At 33.5% G+C, this 21,441-nt stretch carries 19 protein-coding genes and 1 pseudogene; 2 read left to right on the top strand and 18 right to left on the bottom strand.

Annotated features, from left to right (window positions below; genetic code table 11):
• The 9 genes and pseudogenes from Q0828_RS16910 to Q0828_RS16870 form a co-directional block, all read right to left on the bottom strand.
• Window positions 1–1,310: pseudogene (locus Q0828_RS16910) on the bottom strand (hypothetical protein); the annotation flags it as partial.
• 67 nt (window positions 1,311–1,377) lie between these two features.
• On the bottom strand, window positions 1,378–1,953 hold the full coding sequence (locus tag Q0828_RS16905; RefSeq protein WP_298423748.1) for a YdeI/OmpD-associated family protein: 576 nt from the start codon (window positions 1,951–1,953) through the stop codon (window positions 1,378–1,380).
• 2 nt (window positions 1,954–1,955) lie between these two features.
• A complete protein-coding gene (locus Q0828_RS16900; protein WP_298423746.1) occupies window positions 1,956–2,729 on the bottom strand; it encodes a hypothetical protein in 774 nt (257 codons plus the stop codon).
• Window positions 2,730–2,735: 6 nt separating this feature from the next.
• The gene (locus tag Q0828_RS16895) at window positions 2,736–4,073 is read right to left on the bottom strand and encodes a M28 family metallopeptidase (RefSeq protein WP_298423743.1); all 1,338 of its coding nucleotides are present in this window, start codon (window positions 4,071–4,073) and stop codon (window positions 2,736–2,738) included.
• Window positions 4,074–4,103: 30 nt separating this feature from the next.
• Entirely contained in the window at window positions 4,104–5,366 is a 1,263-nt protein-coding gene (locus Q0828_RS16890) for a DUF6265 family protein (protein WP_298423740.1), read from the bottom strand.
• 297 nt (window positions 5,367–5,663) lie between these two features.
• Window positions 5,664–6,245: a pseudouridine synthase gene (locus Q0828_RS16885; RefSeq protein ID WP_298423737.1), complete on the bottom strand. Its 582-nt coding sequence runs from the start codon at window positions 6,243–6,245 to the stop codon at window positions 5,664–5,666.
• Window positions 6,246–6,339: 94 nt separating this feature from the next.
• Complete coding sequence (locus Q0828_RS16880; protein ID WP_298423734.1) at window positions 6,340–6,900, bottom strand: DUF6705 family protein; 561 nt, start codon at window positions 6,898–6,900, stop codon at window positions 6,340–6,342.
• Between the two features lie 7 nt (window positions 6,901–6,907).
• Window positions 6,908–7,468, bottom strand: coding sequence for a DUF6705 family protein (locus tag Q0828_RS16875; RefSeq protein WP_298423731.1), 561 nt, complete (start codon window positions 7,466–7,468; stop codon window positions 6,908–6,910).
• A gap of 12 nt (window positions 7,469–7,480) precedes the next feature.
• Window positions 7,481–9,022, bottom strand: coding sequence for a hypothetical protein (locus Q0828_RS16870; protein WP_298423728.1), 1,542 nt, complete (start codon window positions 9,020–9,022; stop codon window positions 7,481–7,483).
• Window positions 9,023–9,419: 397 nt separating this feature from the next.
• Between Q0828_RS16870 and Q0828_RS16865 the strand changes: the two genes are divergently transcribed.
• Window positions 9,420–10,322 carry a T9SS type A sorting domain-containing protein gene (locus Q0828_RS16865; RefSeq protein WP_298423725.1) on the top strand — a complete coding sequence of 301 codons (903 nt, stop codon included), beginning with the start codon at window positions 9,420–9,422 and terminating at the stop codon, window positions 10,320–10,322.
• Window positions 10,323–10,367: 45 nt separating this feature from the next.
• On the opposite strand, the gene Q0828_RS16860 is transcribed toward Q0828_RS16865, so the two are convergent.
• The 5 genes from Q0828_RS16860 to Q0828_RS16840 all read right to left on the bottom strand — a co-directional run bounded on the left by Q0828_RS16860 (window position 10,368) and on the right by Q0828_RS16840 (window position 15,421).
• Window positions 10,368–12,389: an alkaline phosphatase family protein gene (locus Q0828_RS16860; RefSeq protein WP_298423723.1), complete on the bottom strand. Its 2,022-nt coding sequence runs from the start codon at window positions 12,387–12,389 to the stop codon at window positions 10,368–10,370.
• 214 nt (window positions 12,390–12,603) lie between these two features.
• A complete protein-coding gene (locus Q0828_RS16855; protein WP_298423720.1) occupies window positions 12,604–12,966 on the bottom strand; it encodes a hypothetical protein in 363 nt (120 codons plus the stop codon).
• A gap of 88 nt (window positions 12,967–13,054) precedes the next feature.
• Entirely contained in the window at window positions 13,055–13,531 is a 477-nt protein-coding gene (locus Q0828_RS16850) for a hypothetical protein (protein WP_298423717.1), read from the bottom strand.
• Window positions 13,532–13,634: 103 nt separating this feature from the next.
• Window positions 13,635–13,913, bottom strand: coding sequence for a hypothetical protein (locus Q0828_RS16845; RefSeq protein WP_298423714.1), 279 nt, complete (start codon window positions 13,911–13,913; stop codon window positions 13,635–13,637).
• Window positions 13,910–15,421 carry a sodium/proline symporter gene (locus Q0828_RS16840; RefSeq protein WP_298423711.1) on the bottom strand — a complete coding sequence of 504 codons (1,512 nt, stop codon included), beginning with the start codon at window positions 15,419–15,421 and terminating at the stop codon, window positions 13,910–13,912. Before Q0828_RS16840 ends, Q0828_RS16845 begins: the two co-directional genes overlap by 4 nt.
• A gap of 415 nt (window positions 15,422–15,836) precedes the next feature.
• Here Q0828_RS16840 and Q0828_RS16835 point away from each other — a divergent pair, with 415 nt between their 5' ends.
• Window positions 15,837–15,971 (top strand): hypothetical protein, encoded by a 135-nt coding sequence (locus tag Q0828_RS16835; protein WP_298423708.1) that lies wholly within the window; start codon window positions 15,837–15,839, stop codon window positions 15,969–15,971.
• Between the two features lie 20 nt (window positions 15,972–15,991).
• Here the strand turns inward: Q0828_RS16835 and Q0828_RS16830 are convergent, their stop codons facing one another.
• The 4 genes from Q0828_RS16830 to Q0828_RS16815 all read right to left on the bottom strand — a co-directional run bounded on the left by Q0828_RS16830 (window position 15,992) and on the right by Q0828_RS16815 (window position 21,440).
• Window positions 15,992–17,206 carry a class I SAM-dependent rRNA methyltransferase gene (locus tag Q0828_RS16830; RefSeq protein WP_298423753.1) on the bottom strand — a complete coding sequence of 405 codons (1,215 nt, stop codon included), beginning with the start codon at window positions 17,204–17,206 and terminating at the stop codon, window positions 15,992–15,994.
• 91 nt (window positions 17,207–17,297) lie between these two features.
• The gene (locus Q0828_RS16825; RefSeq protein WP_298423705.1) at window positions 17,298–17,873 is read right to left on the bottom strand and encodes a DoxX family membrane protein; all 576 of its coding nucleotides are present in this window, start codon (window positions 17,871–17,873) and stop codon (window positions 17,298–17,300) included.
• Between the two features lie 448 nt (window positions 17,874–18,321).
• Window positions 18,322–20,130, bottom strand: a complete 1,809-nt coding sequence (locus Q0828_RS16820) for an acyl-CoA dehydrogenase family protein (RefSeq protein WP_298423700.1) — start codon at window positions 20,128–20,130, stop codon at window positions 18,322–18,324.
• Window positions 20,131–20,249: 119 nt separating this feature from the next.
• Window positions 20,250–21,440: an acetyl-CoA C-acyltransferase gene (locus tag Q0828_RS16815; protein ID WP_298423697.1), complete on the bottom strand. Its 1,191-nt coding sequence runs from the start codon at window positions 21,438–21,440 to the stop codon at window positions 20,250–20,252.
• Between the last annotated feature and the right edge of the window lies 1 nt (window position 21,441).

Here is a 21,441-nt window from a genome sequence, read left to right as displayed (position 1 = left end):
GCAATAGGATTAGAATTCATATCAGCATCTAGTTGTGATGGATGATAGGTTACTGAGAACTGCGTAGCACTTTGTGTGCCAAGCGCGAAGGATGTAAAGTCATCTAAATTCAACACCGAAAAACCATCATTGTCATCATCACAAATGAGTTGATCATCAATGACGTTAGCTGTAGGAGTTGTGAATACTTGAATTGTAAATGATGTAATACCTGAACAACCCGAACCGCTATCTAAACGTGCCCAAATAGTTTCTTGAGTCAATGCATTTTGATTTTGATACATATCTGAAATAGGATTCATTTCATCTTCTGCATTCATTTCAGACAAATAGAAAGTAACTGTAGGGTTTGGAGCACCATTCGCGATAAGCGTATTATTTTGAGTCAAATCAAATATTTCAACACCATCACCATCAGCGTCACACTCAGTTAAGTTGTTTGGAGTTCCTGTATCAATATTTCCTGAAATTCGGACTTGAAAATCATCAATGGTAAAACAACCTGTATTGTTATCTTCTATTCGTACGAAAATGTTTTGTGGAGCACTTGTATTTTGAAATGCTGCTGGATTTTGTATTGGATTATTACCAGTTTGCGCATTTCCAAGTGAGGTATAATATGATATAGAAATTCCTGTTTGTGTACCTGTAATAATAGGCGTATTTACAGTTAGATCAAAAATAGTTGAGTTATCATTTGGATCACCAGTGGTATCACATTCAGCTATGTGCAATAAGGTACCTTGCGGCACAGTATCTGGAGCATCATTAAAAGTAGCTGTCCCTGTCCATTCTAAGTCAAAGCTACTATTTCCTATAGGTCTGTCTATGACAATAAAAAAACGATCGCCTGGATTTACATCTAACCAACGAACAAAACTATTTCCAGCAGCTCCAGGGCCTTCTGAAGTATCAGTTTCTGTGGCGTTCATTCCTGTAAGATTATTTCCTTGATTTGCAGCTTGTGGATTTGTAGTAGAGCAACGAATAGCTTGGCCTATATTACCACAACTTACATTGGGGCCAAATATGAAGAAATCGAAATCTTCTGTAATCGCATTACTTGTTGGTGTTAAAGTAAATCCGAGTGTTCCGCCTGTATTAACGGTTACATCTAGCCACAAAGAATTGTTTTCTTGACTTCCACATGTATTCGATCCGGAAAGTTCTTGGGTTCCGACACCAACTACGTCTAGATCTTGGAAACCAAGATTGCCACATACAACTATGGCTTCGTTACAATCATTTTGAGCATATGCAATACTAGTGAGGAGCAATAGCATAGCTATCACCATTGGTAACTTTTTCATCTTTTTCATAATAATTATATGCAAGATATTAATTTGATCGATATGATACCTAAAATTCGTACGATTGTTACCGCGTATCCCTTGATTTTACGTTTTTATGGCATAAACGTATAATTTCTGTAATTCGTTTCTCACGGGTGATTTCTCGCTTAGCTTGATTTAGCCAATAGAGATACCCTTTTTTGTAGGAAGGACTGAAGTTTTGGTAGTTTTGAAAAGCCTTTGGGTTTTGATCAAATGCTTGTTGTAAGTTTTTTGGAATGACTAAATTTTCTACATCATCCAATGCAGTCCACGAGCCATCTTTTATGGCAGCAATCATTTTGAGTGAACCACTTTCGTGCATTTTATTTTCAGCGATTAATTCTACTATGTATGTTTTATTCACTTTACTCCATACACTTTTGGGTTTACGGGGACAAAAATATTGTCGTCTGCGTTCTTCATCTAATCTTTTTACAGTACTGTCAATCCAGCCAAAACATAAAGCAACTTTTACAGCTTCTTCCCAACGCATGCTTTCTTTTTTAGAGCTTACTTTGTAGAATATGAGATATATACCTGTAGAAGTGTCATGGTTTTTTTCTAACCATGCACGCCACTCAACATCATTTTTAAAGTATAATTCTTCTCTTTCTGTCATAATTATTGAATATTATCTAAAAAAGGTTTCATTTCTAGAAGTGTAATATCGTCTCTTTTGCGAAGTTCTTTTAAAAACCAGCCTTTGTGTCCTGCACCATAAGTAATTAGAATTCGTTTGTTTTGATAACGGTATTTTTCAAGTGCTTTTTCAATATTCCAGTAATGTGCAATGTTAATGTTGTCCCAACCACCAAGACCTAATTCTACATTGAATAGTTTATTATACACATCTAAGCTTATGTTATATATGCTATCATATGTGTTGGTATGAATAAAATACGGATCATTTTCTTTACCAATTATTTTCATAAGCGAATCAGAAGTTTTGTTAGCAGTTGTATATGACTTCCAGTCTTCAATACGGGTAGAATCTTTACTAATAGCACGTAATTTTTGTTGTCGTTCCAAAGCCATTGGTCGTGTCCAGCCAGCAGTTGGAATGATTTCAAAATTCATTGTTTTTGAGAGAGGAAATATAACATCGGTATATTCGGGAAAACGCATTACACGTGGTTCAGAAATACTATCATCTTTTTTGAATCCAGCTATAGCGGCAGCAAAACGATCTGGCGGAATTTCCGTGAGGATAATATCTGGTTTTATTTCCTGAATTAGTTTGGTCAATTTTTCAATAGAATATTCTTCTTTCGTAAGATGACCACTATGAATAGTACCCAATACTAATACTTCATTTTTGGTTGTTTTTTCTTGTGTACACGATGTGATATAAACTAAGCCAATTAAAAATAAACCTATGTTAATTATATTTTTCATCAAGATTTATCTAAATGTTTTTGAAGGGAAAGATATTAAACTTTCATGTCCATTTTTACTAACCGTTGCAATGCCAAAATAGTAATTATCAATCACAATTCCTTTTAATGTAAATTCTGTAACATTACCTACAAAACGCGAATATTGCCATTGTGGAGCAGTTGTATCACGCCAATATATTTTGTATCCAATTATGTTATCATCATCAGATTTTTTCCAACGAAATTTTGCGCTAGGTTGAACAATTCCACCAATTTCAACATCTTTTGGCGGTAATGGAGACCAAGCTAAACTTGCTAAATTGATTGCGTTTACAGCCGTGAGTTTTTTCGCGTAAGCAAAATTTACACCTTCAATAACATCTCCATATTTGATTCCGTTTTCTTCACGAATATCTTGATGTTGTCGATTGTAATTTTCGTGCGCTTCCATGATTCGAATTCCTGCAAAACCTAAATCGTTAAAAGGTCTGTGATGTCCACCACGACCAAATCTGTCTAAACGATAAATCATCATTGGATTCATTTCGGGCATATATGTTTTTACTTTTTTGTGTACGTAACGAGCTAGTTGTCTAGAGATTCCATCAACTTCACCACCATAAAAACGACGCGCTCTACGTTGACGATCTGTTTCGTTAGCAGGAACTGGTTCCGAGAAAATACGAAATGAACGATTATCAATTACGCCATCGACACCTTCAATATTTCCGATCATATCATTATTTAAAACACCAATGATGTCCCAACCTTTATCTTTTGCATATTTAGCCAAACCTTGTCCGCCAAACAATCCTTGTTCTTCTCCAGAAAGACCTACATAAATAATACTATTTTCAAATTTATATTTAGATAAAACTCTGGCAGCTTCAATGGTTCCTGCCATTCCAGAGGCATTATCATTTGCGCCAGGAGCATCCGTTGTAAAGTCCATTGTATCACTTGCGCGCGAATCGATATCGCCACTCATAATGATGTATCTATTTGGATATTTTGTTCCTTTTTGAATTGCAATTACATTCACTACCCATGCATCTTTAGGAACACGACGATTTCCTTCTTTGGTCACAAAATCTTTTTGATAAAATACATTTAGACAATCGTTACAATTGTCAGAAATTTTGTCAAACTCTCCTTTTATCCAACGTCGTGCAGCGCCAATTCCACGTGTTTCCGAAATAGTATCACTGAATGTGTTTCGTGTACCAAAATTTGCTAATGTTCGAATGTCGTTTTCAATGCGTTCTTCCGAAACGGCTTCTATGATATCATACAAACGTGAATCGGTTTGTGACATCGCGAAAGCAACAGAAAAGAGTAGGATAGAGGTGATTATTTTTTTCATGTGAGTGCGGTATGAGGTGAGTTTTGTTATTTATTTTTTTGTGTAATTGAATGGAATAATGGAGGTTGTACCATCTTTTTGTCCAATAGCAACATATACAACCATATTGTTTTCGTCGATAGATTCAAAAATCATTCCTTCAAAAATAGCTTTGTTTTTAGTCACTTTAATTAGAGGGAAATCGACAGTTTCATCTTTGGTTTCCCAACCTTTTAAATCGTTGCCGAAGTGTTTTAGACGTAAAAGTAAACTATTGTTTACTTCAGAGATGGTTTCAATTTCATAAAAATTGACTTTTCCATTTACGATCAATTTGAAAGTAGCCATCATAGAACCACCAGATGGTTCGCTCCAATTTTCTTCTGTAATACCGCCAAAAGCTTCACCTTTCCAGTTTCCAGCAATCCAACGAATGTTTTCAAGTTTTGGTGCTAATGCTATTTCAGGTTCGGCAACAATAGCAATTTTGTTATTCACTTTGTTTACTGCAATTCGAGTAATATGATCAAATTTTTCGGTGTCAAATAATTTTATGATTTTCCATTCCGTATCTTTTTTAGGATCAAATCGGTATAAAGCTTTTCCTTTTCCCATCAATATAGAGCCATCCGCCAACCAACACATATCCTCTACATTCGAAACAGTATTCGTAATTCTTTTTGTTTCAAGACTTCGTGTATCTAGCGAACGGATTTCCCAACTATATTTTTTCTTTTTGATATAACTGACCAGGTTTGTGTTTGGAATGTTGTGTAAAGATCTGCCAATAGTTGTATCAATCAAAATATTCATGTCTTTTTTAAGATCAGAAACGATCAATTTATGTGGTTCATCTAACACAAAAGAAACCAATATGTTTTTGGAATTCCATATATGATATCCAATTTTTAAATCTTTGCATAACACGTTGCTTTTTCCTTTTCGGTAACGATATAAATGTTGCAATTCTGTAGTGTCAAGTCGAATGGCGGAAAAGTCTTTTGTGTTTGGAATGCTTGTTGGCGAATATTCACTTCCTTGTTTGGTATTGGTCAACCATTTTTTTGTCCCATCATTTGTGGAATACGAAAGTACATCTGTTTGTCCGTTTCGTGTGGACGCGAATAGAATTGTGTTTTCGTATTGAAATGAAGGTTGATTGTCGTAACCTTCATTGTTGGAAATATTTTTTCCATTAGAGATGTTAAGTTGGTTGCCTATAACGTTTAAATCGAATAGATATACTTCTGTGTTTGGTTGACACAAAATGGCAAGCGGAAACATAATTACTAGAAATTGTAGTAATCTTTTCATATGTGGTTGATTGATTAAGTGACTGAAAGTTACATAATTTTAAAAATATGAGTTGTATTGGAGTAGATTTTTAACAAAACACGAAATATGAGGTGTTAAAAATAACGCAGCTATCGATTTGCTTTGATATGATCGTTGAGGATGTAAATATAGATCAAATAGGATTTCCTACAGAAGAAATGCATCTTACTACGGATTAAAAACTTATAAAATTAACAACAATAAATATATGTGGAAGCACTTTTAAATAGGTGTGATCTTTCCTAAAAGAGATTAAATGTTTGATGTTTAAGATTCTCATGAAACATCAAAAGAATCAACTTCTATGATTTCTCCTGAAAGTAAATCGTTTAGTAATATAGTTCCAATGCGAATGCGAAGTAAACGCAAAGTTGGAAACCCAACTTTTGCAGTCATTTTTCGAACTTGACGAAATTTCCCTTCACTAATTGTAATTGATAGCCAACTTGTAGGACCATGTCGCTCATCACGAAGTTTTTTTGTTCTAGCTTTAAAAACTGGAGCAGGATTTAGAATAAAAGCCTCACATGGTAAGGTTTGGTATTTTTTACCATGAATACCAATTTCGACACCAGCTTTTAATTGTTCAATGGCTTCTTGTGTGATCATTCCATCTACTTGTACATAGTATTCTTTTTCTACTTTTTTACTACGAACTTGTTCACTCACCATTCCGTCAGTTGTTAGAAATAATAAACCTTCAGAAGTTTCGTCTAAACGGCCAATTGCCATTGTGTTTTCAGGAAAATCATATAATTCTCCTAAAAGCTTCTTGTTCTTTCGTTTGCTTTGATTGTTTACAAATTGCGAAAGATATCCGAAAGGCTTATGAATGATAAAGTGACGATGATTTGACATACTAGTATTTCAGCGCGAAAACTACCATTTTTATTTTCTAAAACAAATTATTAAGTAATTAAAGAAAAATGTTTTGGTGATATTATAAACCTAGCTACTGTCTTATTAAGGTTACATTTGTAGGTACTCTAAAATCTGTTAATGGTTCAGGTTGTCCTTCTAAGATAAAACTGGTTCCTGTGTGGGTTAATTTCCAACTTAGTTGCGGTTGTGTATCTAACGCTGAATTAGCTGTATAATTCATTCGTAATCGCACGGACATCTTAGGTCTTGCAGGATCATTAAAGTGTAATAAAATGAGGTTTCCGTCTTCACTTACATTAGCACCATGTATTAAATATTTATTGTGAGTCATGGGCAGGGTATTGACTTTTACAACACCATTTTCTACATATTTGTACCAACCTGTTATTTCATCGGTGTAATAATCAGTGATTTTTACTTTTAATCTTTTTATCAACACAATAGTAAAAGACGTATTTCCATTGGTGTAGGTCCATGTACCTACATACTTATCTAGCACATTATTCAAATCTTTTCTATAATAATTTGTTTTTGGAGTATCTAATGAAGGTGTTGATAATGGAACAACTGTTTGTGCAGTACAACTGAACGTAGAGATTATTAAAATAATACAATACCATGCATTTTTCATGTTTTAGCTACTGTTTTATTAAGGTTACACTTGTAGGCACTCTAAAATCTGTTAGTGGTTCAGGTTGTCCTTCTAAGATAAAACTAGTTCCAGTGTGGGTTAATTTCCAACTTAGTTCCGGTTGTGTACCTAACGCTGAATTAACTGTATAATTCATTCGTAATCGCACGGACATCTTAGGTCGTGCAGGATCATTAAAGAATAGTAGAATTCTATTTCCATCAGTACTTAATTTAGAACCAAATATCAAATGTTTGTTATGATTCATGGGCAGGGTATTTACTTTTATCACACCATTTTCTACATATTTATACCAACCTGTTATTTGGTCTGTGTAATAATCAGTGATTTTTACTTTTAATCTTTTTATCAACACAACGGTGAAAGACGTATTTCCGTTGGTATAGGTCCACGTACCTACATATTTATCCAATACATTGTTCAAATCTTTTCTGTAATAGTTTGTTTCAGGAATATCTGATGAAGGTATTGATAACGGAACTACTGTTTGTGCAGTACAACTGAACGTACAAATTACTATGACGATGCTATAAAATATATTTTTCATGTTTTTTATTTTTTAATTACAAGGAGTTGATACAGTTTCGTTGGTTTGTGCATTTACTGTAAGCTCATTCCAACCTGATAAGTCAGCATTAGCTTTATATAGGGCAACACCATATGTATCAAGTTTTTTAATAACTAGATTTTCAATCGTAACAGTATGCTGCATTAAATTAGTATCTTCAGGATAGTCTTCATAATATTTTTCACTTTTTGCTATAAATTCCTCTGTATGTAATTTCCTTCCTTCAATTGCAAATTTAGTATAATCTTTAATAACAACGGCATATACTCCACCTTGCGAAACCACAACAGCTGTTAAATCTTTTACGGGCTTTCCTCTATATGTCCGCCATTGGTAAATACCATTAAACGTTTTTATATCTTCAATCGTAAATAAAGGTGTCATGTCAACTCCATTAAAATGTGAATGTATAAAACCTGTAGTACTACCGTTTTCGGGGTCTATTCGTACTCTAATATGTGTATTTCCTGGAGTTCCATTGTTTGGTGTAAGCTGCAAGCCGCTTCCATCATCTTTAAGGTCAAATCCTTTTTCATAATTAAGGTTTAAAGTAGCAGGTAATTTTAAGTTCTGAATTTTAGCTTTTATATCAGGATCGTTTAGTAATTCATTAATTTTACCACAAGGATCTTCATTTTGTGCTTCAAAATTAAATGGAATAATACTTACAGCATCTTCGGGAGTAATGATTCCTGTTTCTTCAGTTTGCGTATCATTTGTTTGTGAATTATTATTGTTATTTGTTGAATCATTGTTGGTATTTGTATTTCCAGAAGTGTTGGTGTTTCCGCCAGTAGTTGTATTGTTTGGGTCATAATCAATAGGATTGTAGTTTGTTCCTCCATTTGTATTGTCGCCACATCCTTGATCTATCCATCCGCCACCTGTACAGATTGTTACAGCGGAAAATTCTCCATTGTCGCACGCTTCTCCTGGTGAGTGTGAGCCGTCTCCCCCTCCTATACTACAATCATAATTTATACATATAGGTTCTTCGTACGCAACAATAGATGCGCAACCACTTTCTCTTTGGATCAATGTAGCATCATGAATTTCTTGTATAGAGGCATTTCTAAAATCATACATTGTTCTTTCATCTGGACTCTGTAATGGATATGCAATAAGATATTGCTTAAAAGTTCCATCATTAAAAATAGTATATACATAGTTTTCAAGGACTCCAACAGTAACTTCGGTACGTTTTACTTTAAAAGTATAACTTTGATAGGTATCAGTTACTAGTTTTTGTACATAGGTAGTATCAATACTAAAATTATATGTGTGTGATAGCACTGTTCTTTGTAAAAAATTAGAAGTCGTTGTAAATTTTTTCACAGCATTTTTAAGTGACATATTTGTTTTAAAAATAGAATCTCCTTTTAAGACAGATGCACGAAGTTCTGGAAGCACAACAGCTGTTGTTTCTTTCTCATAATCTTGAAAATTTTGAAAGTCGTCTTGCTGGCAAGCTATAGAGATTATAGACACTCCAATAATGACTAGTAAGTGTTTAAAATAGTTTTTTTCTTTCATTATATGATATACTTTTAACAGTCTGAAATGATGTAGAAATTGGGCTATGTGTAATATGAAGTAATGTCTAAGTCTTTGCAGTACAAGTCGTTTCTAAAAAAAAATAGAAGCTATTTTCTATATTTTCATTGATTTTATTTCCCAAATGTAATGTAAAGATTATTATTTTAAATGTGGTTTTCCGTAATTAAGGAAAGAAATGTTGTTGTATGTGATTATAATAATTCTTAGTAGATATGTTCATCAACCATTTATTAGCAATCCAACAAGTTTTGAGAAGTAACAGCCCTTATTTTTTATTCAAATTTATTAATTTGGAATAAGTTGGCGTAAAATACAATCTTGTTTTACAGCTAAACAATTACATTTGAGTGTATTACTAATCAAAAAATGCATTATGAAAAAACAATTACTTTTTATTACATTATTTTACTTTCCAATATGGATATACGCACAAGTTGTATGTGATTTTGAAAATAACACTTCATGTCAATGGACAAATACAGATGATTCAACGACGCTTTTAACGTATGTAATGCATACAGATACGGCTACTGCTAATTTAGACGATCAATACTTTCAAAAAAGTTGTGACGGGACAAATACAGCTTTAGGAGAAATGGCTCTTAAAATGAATCTTGATGAAAACATTAATTATATGTCTAGTGTATGGGGATTAGGATTTAGTTTTTCTGTGAAAAATGATAATAATTTTCCATTGCATATTAGATTCGGAGTTATAGGAGCAAATAATGTAAAACTAGTAATGATAGAGCCTGTGATGGTTCCTGCTCTTACAGATTGGACACAAATGACAGCTTTGTCATACTCAGAATCGGGCAATATAGGAGGAACTTATGGTAATTTTCAAATACTAGATATGGGAGATTATGATGCCAATAATGACCCGTATCAATCAATTTTTGAAAATACATTTGCTAGCTTGTCTGAATTACGAATTGTTCATAATCAGGCTGTAAGTTATGATGGTGAAATTGTTACAGGCTCTTTACAAATAGATAATATTAGAGCACTTCAACGTCTTTCCATAGAGAAAAAGTTTTTAGAAAACATTAAAGTATTTCCAAACCCTGTAAGAGATCAATTGTTTATTGATTTTCCACATGCGATAAAAGGGACACTGACTTTAACTTCTGTAAATGGAAAGCGAGTACTATTTCAAAATATAAAAACAGCACAACTAGAACTTGATATTTCAAAAATAAAGACAAAAGGCATGTATTTTTTAAAGATAAAAACGGCTAAAGGTACATTGACGAAGAAAATAATTAAGACTTGATTTGAATTAACAAATCAAGTCTTTACAATAATTTAGGAATTGTTTTTATGAATACTTTCCTTGTTTGTACTGAATCGTATTTGTATTGGCATCTGCCCAAACTAGTGTCAATGTTTTTTCGTCAGAAGACATTGCAATAGGGCTTTTTACATTAATTGCAACATTGGTCATTTCTTGCTCTTGAGTCCAACCAGCTTGATCTAATGTACCATAACCATTGCTTAATTGACTTTCAGCGGCGTAAATTCCTGTCAGTCCAAAAACTTCAGTATATACATTTGGTAAATCTTGATAACCGCCTCTATGTACTAAATGCATTTCACCTGATGCGGTTGCCAATGCCATATGACCAAGGTTTTGATATTCATCTGCCAACGCAGCCATCTTTTTTGAAAAATGTCCAACAGAGAAATCAGTAACTGACCATTTGTGTAAAGTTGTATTGTTTTGAGGAGCAGGATTTCCTTGAAAATCATGAGCTTCAAAAGCATTAAATGGCCCTGTATTATACGAAGTAATGCGCATTTTACGAGTATTTCTTTCTTTATATACTAAGAATAGCGTTGCGCCTAATTGGCTTAACGTCATGTCGCCATCCGTTAATTGATTTACAGCTACCACATTCCCAGAAAAACCATTCGCATTTCCTTCCATAGATTGAATAAACCCATCTTTTGTTACCCAACATAACATCAATTTGTTTTCAGAAGTTGCCATGTCAAAATAGGTAGTTAAGGCTATACTTCCTGTTGTTTTTTGTTGTAAAGATATTGTTGCGGACCATTTCTTAATTGTTGAGTCATACATAGTTTGCATTAACATTCCATCAGCGCCTGTACTAACTAATAGCGTTTTGTTTCCAATTGAAGCTACAACAATTTTTCCTTGCGTAATGATGTCCAATTTATTAGGCTGGCTCCAATCTGATGTTGTCAAAAGACTATCATATAATTGTCCATCAGTATTAGAGAATACCATATGTGTTCCTTCGGCACCATTTGTCACTGCCAAGGCGTTTCCAACGCTTATTTTAGAATCAATTGGCAAATTCCAAGCAAATGATTCATTCCAGAGAAATCGAAACCAATTGGCTCCGTAATCATTCTTTTTTAGAGAATTTAATTGGAAGTTTTCTTGTACTGTTCTAATTAAATTGTAATGATTGTAAGGTGTGTCAATGACAGTTCCTGGTTGAATCATATCACCTAAAAGTACGGTGTATATTTGGTTTGGACCATCATAATTAGTGTCGTAACCATCTGCATCGTAATCTGCTTCATCAAAGGTTACAACCAATAAAGTTCCTTTTCGAACATTTGATTGTTCCCAAGCTTTTTGCGGATCAGTTAATAGTAAATCAATATCTAAATTCAAACCTATGTTATCAAGTTCTGTAGCAGCGCCTCCTTGAATATTAGAAGTTTCAATGTTTCCTAAGAAAACATGTTCTAACCAAGCTGATAGTTGTGGAACTAATTGTGTACGTGGATTGGTATCAATATGTGTATTATACAAGTAGTGTCCATCATTCCAAATATCTGGTGTAAACCAACTATATTCAGGCAAAGTATCACTAGCAACATCTTGCCAAAACTCAACATCACTTACAATTTTTTTCCATCTGTTTTCATCTTTTTGAACATTGTGAAAAGAAGCAAAAGCATTGTGTTTTCGGTAATATCTAGAAAGTTCTTTTGCATTAGCAGGCGGATATTGTGTAATAGGCTGTTCATTTTCAGGATACGTAGCATTTGCCCATTTCGGATTCCAAGATTCATTCGGATAAGCTTCCATATAAGCTTTCCAACTTACATTTTTAGCTTCTAAAATATCTACTAGGGTTTCTTGCATCAATGGAGCAGCAGGCGGCGTATCATTCGTAATTCCGCAAATTTCACCTGCAAATGACGCTAAGTAATTTGTTTGTGATGGGTGAAAAGCACCAAAATAGTTTGTCATATCTGCTCCAGCAGCAGCTAATTTTTTAAGAAAAGGGTTTTGAATCACATAACTTCGGTACTGATTCTCAAACATAATGGTAATAACGCGATCAAAAGGTTTGCTCATGGTATAAGTTAATAAGGTTAGTTATAATATGATTCATAAATGTAAAACAAAGATTATGTATTCACAATCTGAGAATGCTCAAATCAAGTAAAACAGGTAAAAGTACGTATTGAAAATGAGCGGTATATAGGTCATTAAAATAAAACTATATTAAAAAAAGTCACCTCATATTTGAGATAGCTTTTAGGATTGCTTTTTGACTGATGATTGATTTTTATATTGCTTGTGTGATAGACTGATTCCAAATGCCTGTTGCAGCTGTTTTTTGCGCAAATTCAGTAAAGTTGATTGCCTTTCTGCCTATAACTTGTTCAATATCATGTGAAATAGTTTGATTGTCTACATTGCCTAAAACCTCTTTGAATAAATAGCCAAACAACCAAATAAAATCATCTGGTACACTAGCAGATTTCATACCTTCTAAATAAGTGTCTAAAGAGATTGCTTCAAAGTTGATGGTTCTATGACTAGCTTTGGCAATTTCCTCAACGGCATCTTTAGATGTTATTTTTAATGAATTGAAAAATCTTATAACATCATCAAAATAAGAGCCATTAGTATGAATAGTAGCTTTCATGTCTTTGTCTGATTGACTTCAGGCAACACGAAAGGTCGATATGTATCTTTGTTCAGGCAATTAATTTAAAAAACAGAAATAATAAATCTTAATTTGAATACTTTAAAGCGCACCAAACGGCTACAAATTCTTCGAATGTAAGTTCACCATCAATAGTAAATAAAACATCACTTCGGAAGGTTGAACGTTCTCTGTAAACTCTTCCATCTTTTATAGTAGCTATAATATCGAATGATGATATTGAATTCCCACGATAAATTTTATTGTCTTGTATATTGAATAGAATATCACCTTGAAAGAAAGAATTTTTGTTGTACACTTTTCCATCTTTAATCGTAACTACGATATCTTTTGTAAATGTAAAATTACCTTTGTAAATTTTGGAGTCTTTAATCGTAAATAACGCATCAAGTCTGAAGTTTGAATCACCTTTGTATACTTTTCCATCTTCAACATTACACACAAGATCATTGAAAAATGTAGAATCACCTTTGTAAATTTTTGTTTGCCCCAACATGGTAAATGTTGTACAAAGTAGGAGTGTAGCAATGAGTAACTTTTTCATGTTGATGAAGATACAATTTTTGTTGCGAACTCATGAATATTTTAGCTTGGAAAAAAGAACTCTATTATTCTTCCAATTATAAACAAAATTCAAGCACTCAACATTACATAACTCCAAAGTCTATTTGGTATATAAAAAAATGATGATATATTTCAATTCTTTCTTTTACACCATCATTTATTACATAGTCATAACTTGTTAGGTATGTCCAGATAAAAGAAATAAGTAGCCCAATTTCCATAGTGATTTGAAAAATGGCATCTGAAACAGAAACTATTTCAAAATAATTTTTTAAGAAATGAACAAGCATTATTGTTCCAATAAACGGAACTACTACAAATACAGGAATTAAGATTCCATGATTGTTATAGATTAAAATCATTTAACAGTTTCTGAAAGTTCTTCTTTGTGCTTTTTAGTTGGAAATATTTTTGAAACAATATATCCTACAATCATTGCCAAAGCAAAGGAAGGCGCTAAGACATCTAATTCTACAAAATAAGCTCCAACACTTTCTAAATTTGACATGACAAATTTAAAAAAGATAACAGATGCAAAACCTGTGATCATAGAAGCAATAGCTCCTTTTTCAGTATATCCTTTCCAAAATATAGATAGAATAATTACAGGACAGAAGGTTGCGGCAATACCTGACCAACCAAAAATCATGATCCAAAAAATCTTTCTGTCAGGATATAGGAAATATAATAGAACAGCAATTCCAAGTGCTGCCATCGCCATTCCAATAGTAACCAATCGAGAGAATTTTGTTAAGTCTTCATCTTTTAAATCGGGTCTGAATATTTTCTGATAGAAGTCACGTGTAATTGCACTTGATGCTAAAATCAGTAATGAATCAATGGTTGACATTATTGCAGATAATACAATTGCTATAAAAATTGCTACTAAAATAGTTGGTAAAAATTCATTCGTAATCATACTTAATACATCTTCACCACCAGTTCCTAATACAGCTTCAGGATCTTGTCCTGATTGTGTAAAGTAAATTCGTGCTAAAATACCAATCGTTACCGCAGCAGCATCCGTTAAGAGTGTAAATAGTAAAGCAACCCATTTTCCTTTGTCAATTTCATGTTCACTTTCAATAGACATAAAACGCACATATACTTGTGGCGATCCCAAGAAACCTAAACCAATCATGGAGAAGCCAAGAATGGTAAATAAGTTCATCCATCCGTCAGAACTTCTTCCCATTATTTGCGTAAGCGTAGGATCAATAGCGTTTAAACCTTCTGTAATTCCAGTTCCGTGATCCATAGAAAACCAAACAACAATTGGAAGTAAAATTAATCCGAAAAACATCAAAATTCCTTGAAACATATCTGACCAAACTGCCGCGACAAATCCTCCAATAAAAATATAGATAAGCACAATGGAAAAACCAACAAGCACGCCAATTCGGTAATCAATACCAAGCATAGATTCAAAAGCAATTCCTGTAACATCCATTTGCGAAGCCACATAAATAACGACAAAAACGACTAATACAGACGCAGAAATGATCCGTAAGGTGTTTGTCGACGATTTAAAATGACTTTGGAGATAATCAGGTATTGTAATGGCTTTATATTCGTCAGACCGCTTTTTAAAACGTTTTGCCATGAATTGCCAGGATATAAATACACCTAATAATTCACCAGCAACAACCCAGTATCCTGAATATCCAGCAATGGCTCCCATTCCTGTTAATCCAATTAAAAGCCATCCAGATTCACCTGTGGCTCTTGCAGAAAAAGCAACAGCCCAAAAGCCCATCTTTTTTCCTCCAACATAGTAATCACTCATACTTTTGACTCTACGTGAGGCTAAGATTCCGATTAAGAATAGAATACCAACGTAAATGGCTAGAACCGTAATTTTTGTAATCATTGCTTTTGTATTTTAGGGTGGTTTGGTTTGCAATGAAATATACGGAACTTTTATGCCGTATATAGGATGTTTTTCTAAAAATGAGATAAAATTACAGAAAGTATCTCAAGAAAATATCTTTTATGTGGTTGTTTTAGCGACAGCTACATATTGACCGTTTTGAGTTATGATTGTGAATAATCAATAGATTGTACAACGGTATTGTACACAATTTTACTTGTAATTGACGGCACAATGTATTCTTCGAAGAAAGAAAATCAAGAAGAATTTACAATTTCTTGAAAAATACCTGTATTCGTTTCTAACCATTCAGCACCTAGTGGAATTGGAAAATCTACAAAATCAGTATCTATTTTCATTTGACCACCATACACGGAAGTAGCTTCTACTATTTCAAAATTAATCCCTTATTGTTGTGGCAAATATGGCAGCTCCAGTACCAATATTGATTACTTTTCAAGAAAATGGAATCGTGTTAGGAGCAGTATCATCTATAGGTTCATCATTTCCGCACGATAGTAATGTTGATTTCTTTTTCTTTAGTGTATAATAACACTTTATAATGGAAAACTAATGAATTTTTACGTACATGCACTTTAAATAGGCGCCTTCTTTAAAACCAATTGGATGATCGATGTCGTGCAATGTTTTTTCAAGCATTGTATAGTTTGCATTGTTTCGATGAAGTGTTTCTTCAACTAAGTCAAAAAATACTTCTGAAGTTACTCTAGAGCTACACGAAGCCAATACTAAAGTTCCTTTTCGTTCTACTAATTGCAATCCAAGTTGTGTGAGTTTTTTATAACTCGCTAGTGCTTTGTCTACTTCTGTAGCACTTTTTGCAAATGATGGAGGATCAATAACGACGATGTCAAATTTCTTATTGGCTTTCGCCAGATTGTTCAATTCTTCAAACGCATCACCTACAATAATGTTGTGAGTTCCTGAATATTCATTGAGTTTTGCATTACTTTTTGCAATTTCTAGCGCAGGTGCACTAATATCTAAACTAGTAACTGCTTTGGCATCTCCAACTAGCGCATGTACAGAGAATCCGCCAGCATATGAAAATACATCTAAGACTGTTTTTCCTCGAGAAAGTTCACCAACTTTTTTCCTATTGTTTCTATGATCTAAGAAATAACCAGTTTTGTGTCCGTGAATGACATTTGCGGAAAAGTTGACTCCATGCTCTTTAAATACGATTACTTCATTGTTGAGTTTGCCATCTAAAATTTGTCCGTCTGTAAAACCAAATGTGTTTTTTTCTTTTTGTACATTTCTGCTTAAGCGCAACACAGTTGTACTTACTTTACTTACCTTGATCAATTCAGGTAAGATATCTTTTAGATGATAAAACCAAAACGAAGCATATAGTTTTACAACCAACACATTATCATACACGTCTGCGACTAATGAAGGTAAATTGTCATTTTCTCCATAAACTAATCGGTAACTATTCGTATCTGTTTTTAGTAAAGGAATTCTTTTTTCGTAAGCCTCATTCACTTTTTCCGAAAACCATTTTGCATTTATGTTTGCAGGTTTATTAGCTTGTAATATTTTAATGCGAATAGGAGAGTTAGGATCGTAGAATCCGCAAGCAAGAAATTTATTTTTTCGAGTGTCAAAAATGATGGCTAAATCACCAGAATTTCCTTCTTTGTTTTGCTTTATAATACTGTTTTCAAAAATCCAAGGATGTCCTTTTTTGACTAAGGTTTCTGCGGAAGGTTTTAGTTTTATAGCAATTTTACTTGTTGATATTTCTGGTAATGCGATCAAATTTTCTGCTTTGTCATGAATTTGAGCAAAAGTACGTTTTTTTAATAGTATAGCGTATTCTATAGATGAGAGACTTTGTTGAGCAGTATTTTTATTTTCCAATCCAACTTAAAAATATTTTTATAGGTAACATCAATATTGCAAATACAAAATCCATTAAGAAACCTACTATTGGTAAAATCAAAAATATCCACCATTTGTAGTTGAATTTTGTTGAAATTTCATTGGTGAGACTTCTCCAAGCTAATATAATTTTATTTCTATAGTAATACAGAATTAACAGATTAGCTATAATCATTCCGCTAATTCTTATAGGAAGCCCTAATCCGTGTATATTGGTTGTAAAAGCAATGTCTATAATTAAAATTTGAGCTAATATTGATAAGACAATTAATGCGCCAATTAGCACTGTTCGATTGAAAATCAATAATATTCCTCCTATAATTTCTATAATCCCAGTTGAAATATTGAAGAATGTACTTCTTCCATATAAATGCCACGCAACATAAAAACTATCAATATCTTTAATTGGTTGTTCTAATATTGATGAATCATGAACTCCAAATTGACTTAAAGTCAATTTACTCCAGCCATAACTTATCATATAGAAAACTAAATACCAACGTAAAGCTAAAACTCCAAAGTCTATTATTTTTTCTTTTTTCAATTTAATTCTGTATTCTTAAATTAATAATCGCATTTAATGTAAATGTATGCTTATAAAATGTTGTAGGGGAGTTGTTATATCTGCAATATTCAGTGTGAATATTTTACGAATCTAATTAGTATTGAAAGTTTTATTGACAGACAAATATTTTTTTTCTGAGTTGTCATTAAAAGTTTCTTCTTCAAAGCTACCAAATTTATGAAGAATATTGAAACCATTCCTTTTCAAACCTTATGATTTTAATAGGTATATAACAGCATTTATTTTTTAGAATTTCTATTAACTTGAATAAAGGTAGGTCATTTGGTATGATTATGCAATGTAGTTTTCTTTAATAAGAAAAAATATTCGTGGATTTATATCAAAAAAGCCATCTCAGTGAGATGGCTTTTTAACAAACAACTAAATTCTAAAACCTGTATTGAATTAGAATTACTTTCAAATATTTTTAGAAGCAGTATTCGTTTTCTGCTGTCATTTTTTCTGCAATTTTATTACGTAACGCAACTACGTTAGGCATGTTGGCATATTTTGTAAAACGTTTTAATCCCATTAACATCATGCGTTGTTCATCACCTTCAGCGAAAGAAACAATTCCTTCTTTTGCTTTGGTAGTGATCGTTTCTACTGCGTTAAATAAGTTTAATTTAGTCATAGCAATTTGAACTTCTTGAGAATCTTCACCAAAACGTTTTGCGTTCTTTTCTGTACGAAGAATCGATGATTCTACCATGTAGATTTCAATTAGGATATCTGCTGCAGCCATTAATAATTGTTGATGCTCTTCTAATTTTGGTCCAAATTTTTGAACTGCTGATCCAGCAACCATTAGAAATACTTTTTTAAGTTTTCCTAATAATTCTTTTTCTTCAGAGAATAATTCTGAATAATCTGGAATGTCAAATGAAGGAATTCCCATTAATTCATCAGCAACTTTCATTGCAGGCTCTAATAGATTTACATGTCCTTTCATCGCTTTTTTAACCAACATTCCAACCGCTAACATTCTGTTGATTTCGTTTGTTCCTTCATAGATACGTGAAATACGCGCATCTCTCCAAGCAGATTCCATTGGTGTGTCTGCTGAGAATCCCATTCCTCCAAAGATTTGGATTCCTTCGTCGGTTACAAATTGTGCGTTTTCAGAAACTTTTACTTTTAAGATAGAACATTCAATAGCATATTCTTCAACACCTTTTAATTCTGCTTCTTGGTGAGTATTTCCTTCTGATTCACGAATTGCAATTCGATCTTCAATATTTTTTGCAGCTCTGTACGATCCAGATTCCCCAACGTAACAAGCTGTTGCCATTTCGGCTAATTTAGCTTTGATAGCACCAAAATTTGCAATTGGTGTTTTGAACTGAATACGTTCGTTAGCATATTTTGTAGCTTCAGTAATTACACGACGTTGTGCATCTAAACAAGCTGCTGCTAATTTGATACGTCCAACGTTTAAAGCATTCATGGCAATTTTAAACCCATTTCCTCTTTCAGAAAGCATGTTTTCAACAGGAACTTTTGTATCATTAAAGAATACCTGACGTGTTGAAGAAGAGTGAATTCCTAGTTTATGTTCTTCTTCTCCTAATGTAATTCCATTTGGATTGTTTTTATCGAACTCAACAATAAATCCAGTAATATTTTTGTCATCTTCTATACGTGCAAAAACGATAAATACTTCTGCAAACCCTGCATTAGAAATCCACATTTTTTGTCCAGAAATTAAATAGTGTTTTCCGTCTTCTGATAAAACAGCTTTTGTTTTTCCAGAGTTTGCATCTGATCCAGCTCCTGGTTCTGTTAAACAGTATGCACCAAATTTTTGCCCTGTTGCTAATGCAGGAACGTATTTTTTCTTTTGCTCTTCCGTTCCATAAAGTGTGATTGGCATTGTACCAATTCCTGTATGTGCACCGAAAGCTGTTGCAATAGATCCAGTTGCTCCAGATATATAATCACATGTTAACATGGTAGAAACAAATCCCATTCCCATTCCATCATAGGCTTCAGGAACTGCAATTCCTAAGAATCCAAGTTCACCAGCTTTGCGCATGATTTCTTCAGTAAGTGCATAATCTTTCTTTTCAAATTGTTCTTTCTTAGGCCATACTTCACGATCGATAAATTCTTTTACCGATTCTTTCATCATGATTTGCTCCTCAGAAAAATCTTCAGGAGTAAATACGTCTTCACATTTCGTTTCTTTTACTAGGAATTGTCCTCCGCGTAAGATGTCCTTGTTTATTGTTTCCATTTTTTATAGTAGATTTTAGTATTTAGTAGTGAGTATTGAGGTACTACTACTGTATGCTTTTTTGATTATTATAATTATGAATAGCAAGAAACTCACTACTCAATACTGATATCTCAATTCTAATTTAAGAATTCAAAAACGCCAGCGGCTCCTTGTCCAGTTCCTACGCACATGGTCACCATACCGTATTTTCCTTTCATATCGCGCTTGCGCATCTCGTCAAATAATTGAACCGATAGTTTTGCTCCTGTACAACCTAATGGATGTCCTAAAGCTATGGCACCACCATTTACGTTTACGATGTCTTGATTTAAATCTAATTCGCGCATTACTGCTAGCGACTGAGAAGCAAAAGCTTCGTTCAATTCGATTAACTCAATATCACTTTGTTGTAACCCTGCTTGCTTTAATACTTTCGGAATTGCAGCAACTGGTCCAATTCCCATGATGCGTGGTTCCACACCTGCAGCAGCATAGTTTACTAAACGTGCAATTGGTTCTATGTTTAATTCTTTTACCATTTCCTCACTCATGATCAATACAAACGCAGCTCCATCACTCATTTGAGATGAGTTTCCAGCCGTTACACTTCCGCCTTGAGCGAAAACCGCACGTAATTTATTTAATACCGCTGTACTTGTTCCTTTACGTGGTCCTTCATCTTTAGTAACTGTGTAACTTTTTGTTGCTTTTTTACCATTCTCATCAATATATGTTTGATCTACAGTGATTGGAACGATTTGGCCTTGAAAACGATCTTCTGCTTGCGCACGTAAGGCTTTCATGTGTGAATTGTATGCAAATTCATCTTGATCTTCACGAGATACTTTGAACTGGTTGGCAACAGCTTCTGCTGTATTTCCCATTCCCCAATAATAGTCTTCGTGACCTGCATTTACGATATCGTAGTTCAATTCTGTTTTGAATCCTGTCATCGGAACAGAACTCATGCTTTCGGCTCCACCAGCAATGATACAATCTGCCATTCCTGCTTGAATTTTTGCAGCTGCCATTCCAATTGTTTCTAATCCTGATGAACAGAAACGATTTACCGTAACTCCAGGAACATCAACAATATCTAATCCCATTAAAGAGATTAAACGTGCCATGTTTAATCCTTGCGAACCTTCTGGCATTGCATTTCCAACAATTACATCATCAATGCGTTTTTTGTCAAAGTCTGGCAATTCATTCATCATGTATTGAATCGTTTCGGCTGCCAATTCGTCTGTTCTTTTAAATCTGAACACACCTTTTGGAGCTTTTCCAACGGCTGTTCTGTATGCTTTTACTATATATGCTGTTTTCATT

This window comes from uncultured Kordia sp., assembly GCF_947496985.1.
Classification (GTDB): Bacteria; Bacteroidota; Bacteroidia; order Flavobacteriales; family Flavobacteriaceae; genus Kordia.
The sequence above is the reverse complement of the archived record's forward strand: the minus strand, read 5'-3'. Positions and strand labels throughout refer to the sequence as shown.

What these genes read in the sequence shown, in the direction of transcription:
- Q0828_RS16905 (WP_298423748.1), bottom strand. Translation starts at nt 1,953, where the DNA reads ATGACAGAAAGAGAAGAATTATACTTTAAAAATGATGTTGAGTGGCGT.
- Q0828_RS16900 (WP_298423746.1), bottom strand. Translation starts at nt 2,729, where the DNA reads ATGAAAAATATAATTAACATAGGTTTATTTTTAATTGGCTTAGTTTAT.
- Q0828_RS16895 (WP_298423743.1), bottom strand. Translation starts at nt 4,073, where the DNA reads ATGAAAAAAATAATCACCTCTATCCTACTCTTTTCTGTTGCTTTCGCG.
- Q0828_RS16890 (WP_298423740.1), bottom strand. Translation starts at nt 5,366, where the DNA reads ATGAAAAGATTACTACAATTTCTAGTAATTATGTTTCCGCTTGCCATT.
- Q0828_RS16885 (WP_298423737.1), bottom strand. Translation starts at nt 6,245, where the DNA reads ATGTCAAATCATCGTCACTTTATCATTCATAAGCCTTTCGGATATCTT.
- Q0828_RS16880 (WP_298423734.1), bottom strand. Translation starts at nt 6,900, where the DNA reads ATGAAAAATGCATGGTATTGTATTATTTTAATAATCTCTACGTTCAGT.
- Q0828_RS16875 (WP_298423731.1), bottom strand. Translation starts at nt 7,468, where the DNA reads ATGAAAAATATATTTTATAGCATCGTCATAGTAATTTGTACGTTCAGT.
- Q0828_RS16870 (WP_298423728.1), bottom strand. Translation starts at nt 9,022, where the DNA reads ATGAAAGAAAAAAACTATTTTAAACACTTACTAGTCATTATTGGAGTG.
- Q0828_RS16865 (WP_298423725.1), top strand. Translation starts at nt 9,420, where the DNA reads ATGAAAAAACAATTACTTTTTATTACATTATTTTACTTTCCAATATGG.
- Q0828_RS16860 (WP_298423723.1), bottom strand. Translation starts at nt 12,389, where the DNA reads ATGAGCAAACCTTTTGATCGCGTTATTACCATTATGTTTGAGAATCAG.
- Q0828_RS16855 (WP_298423720.1), bottom strand. Translation starts at nt 12,966, where the DNA reads ATGAAAGCTACTATTCATACTAATGGCTCTTATTTTGATGATGTTATA.
- Q0828_RS16850 (WP_298423717.1), bottom strand. Translation starts at nt 13,531, where the DNA reads ATGAAAAAGTTACTCATTGCTACACTCCTACTTTGTACAACATTTACC.
- Q0828_RS16845 (WP_298423714.1), bottom strand. Translation starts at nt 13,913, where the DNA reads ATGATTTTAATCTATAACAATCATGGAATCTTAATTCCTGTATTTGTA.
- Q0828_RS16840 (WP_298423711.1), bottom strand. Translation starts at nt 15,421, where the DNA reads ATGATTACAAAAATTACGGTTCTAGCCATTTACGTTGGTATTCTATTC.
- Q0828_RS16820 (WP_298423700.1), bottom strand. Translation starts at nt 20,130, where the DNA reads ATGGAAACAATAAACAAGGACATCTTACGCGGAGGACAATTCCTAGTA.
- Q0828_RS16815 (WP_298423697.1), bottom strand. Translation starts at nt 21,440, where the DNA reads ATGAAAACAGCATATATAGTAAAAGCATACAGAACAGCCGTTGGAAAA.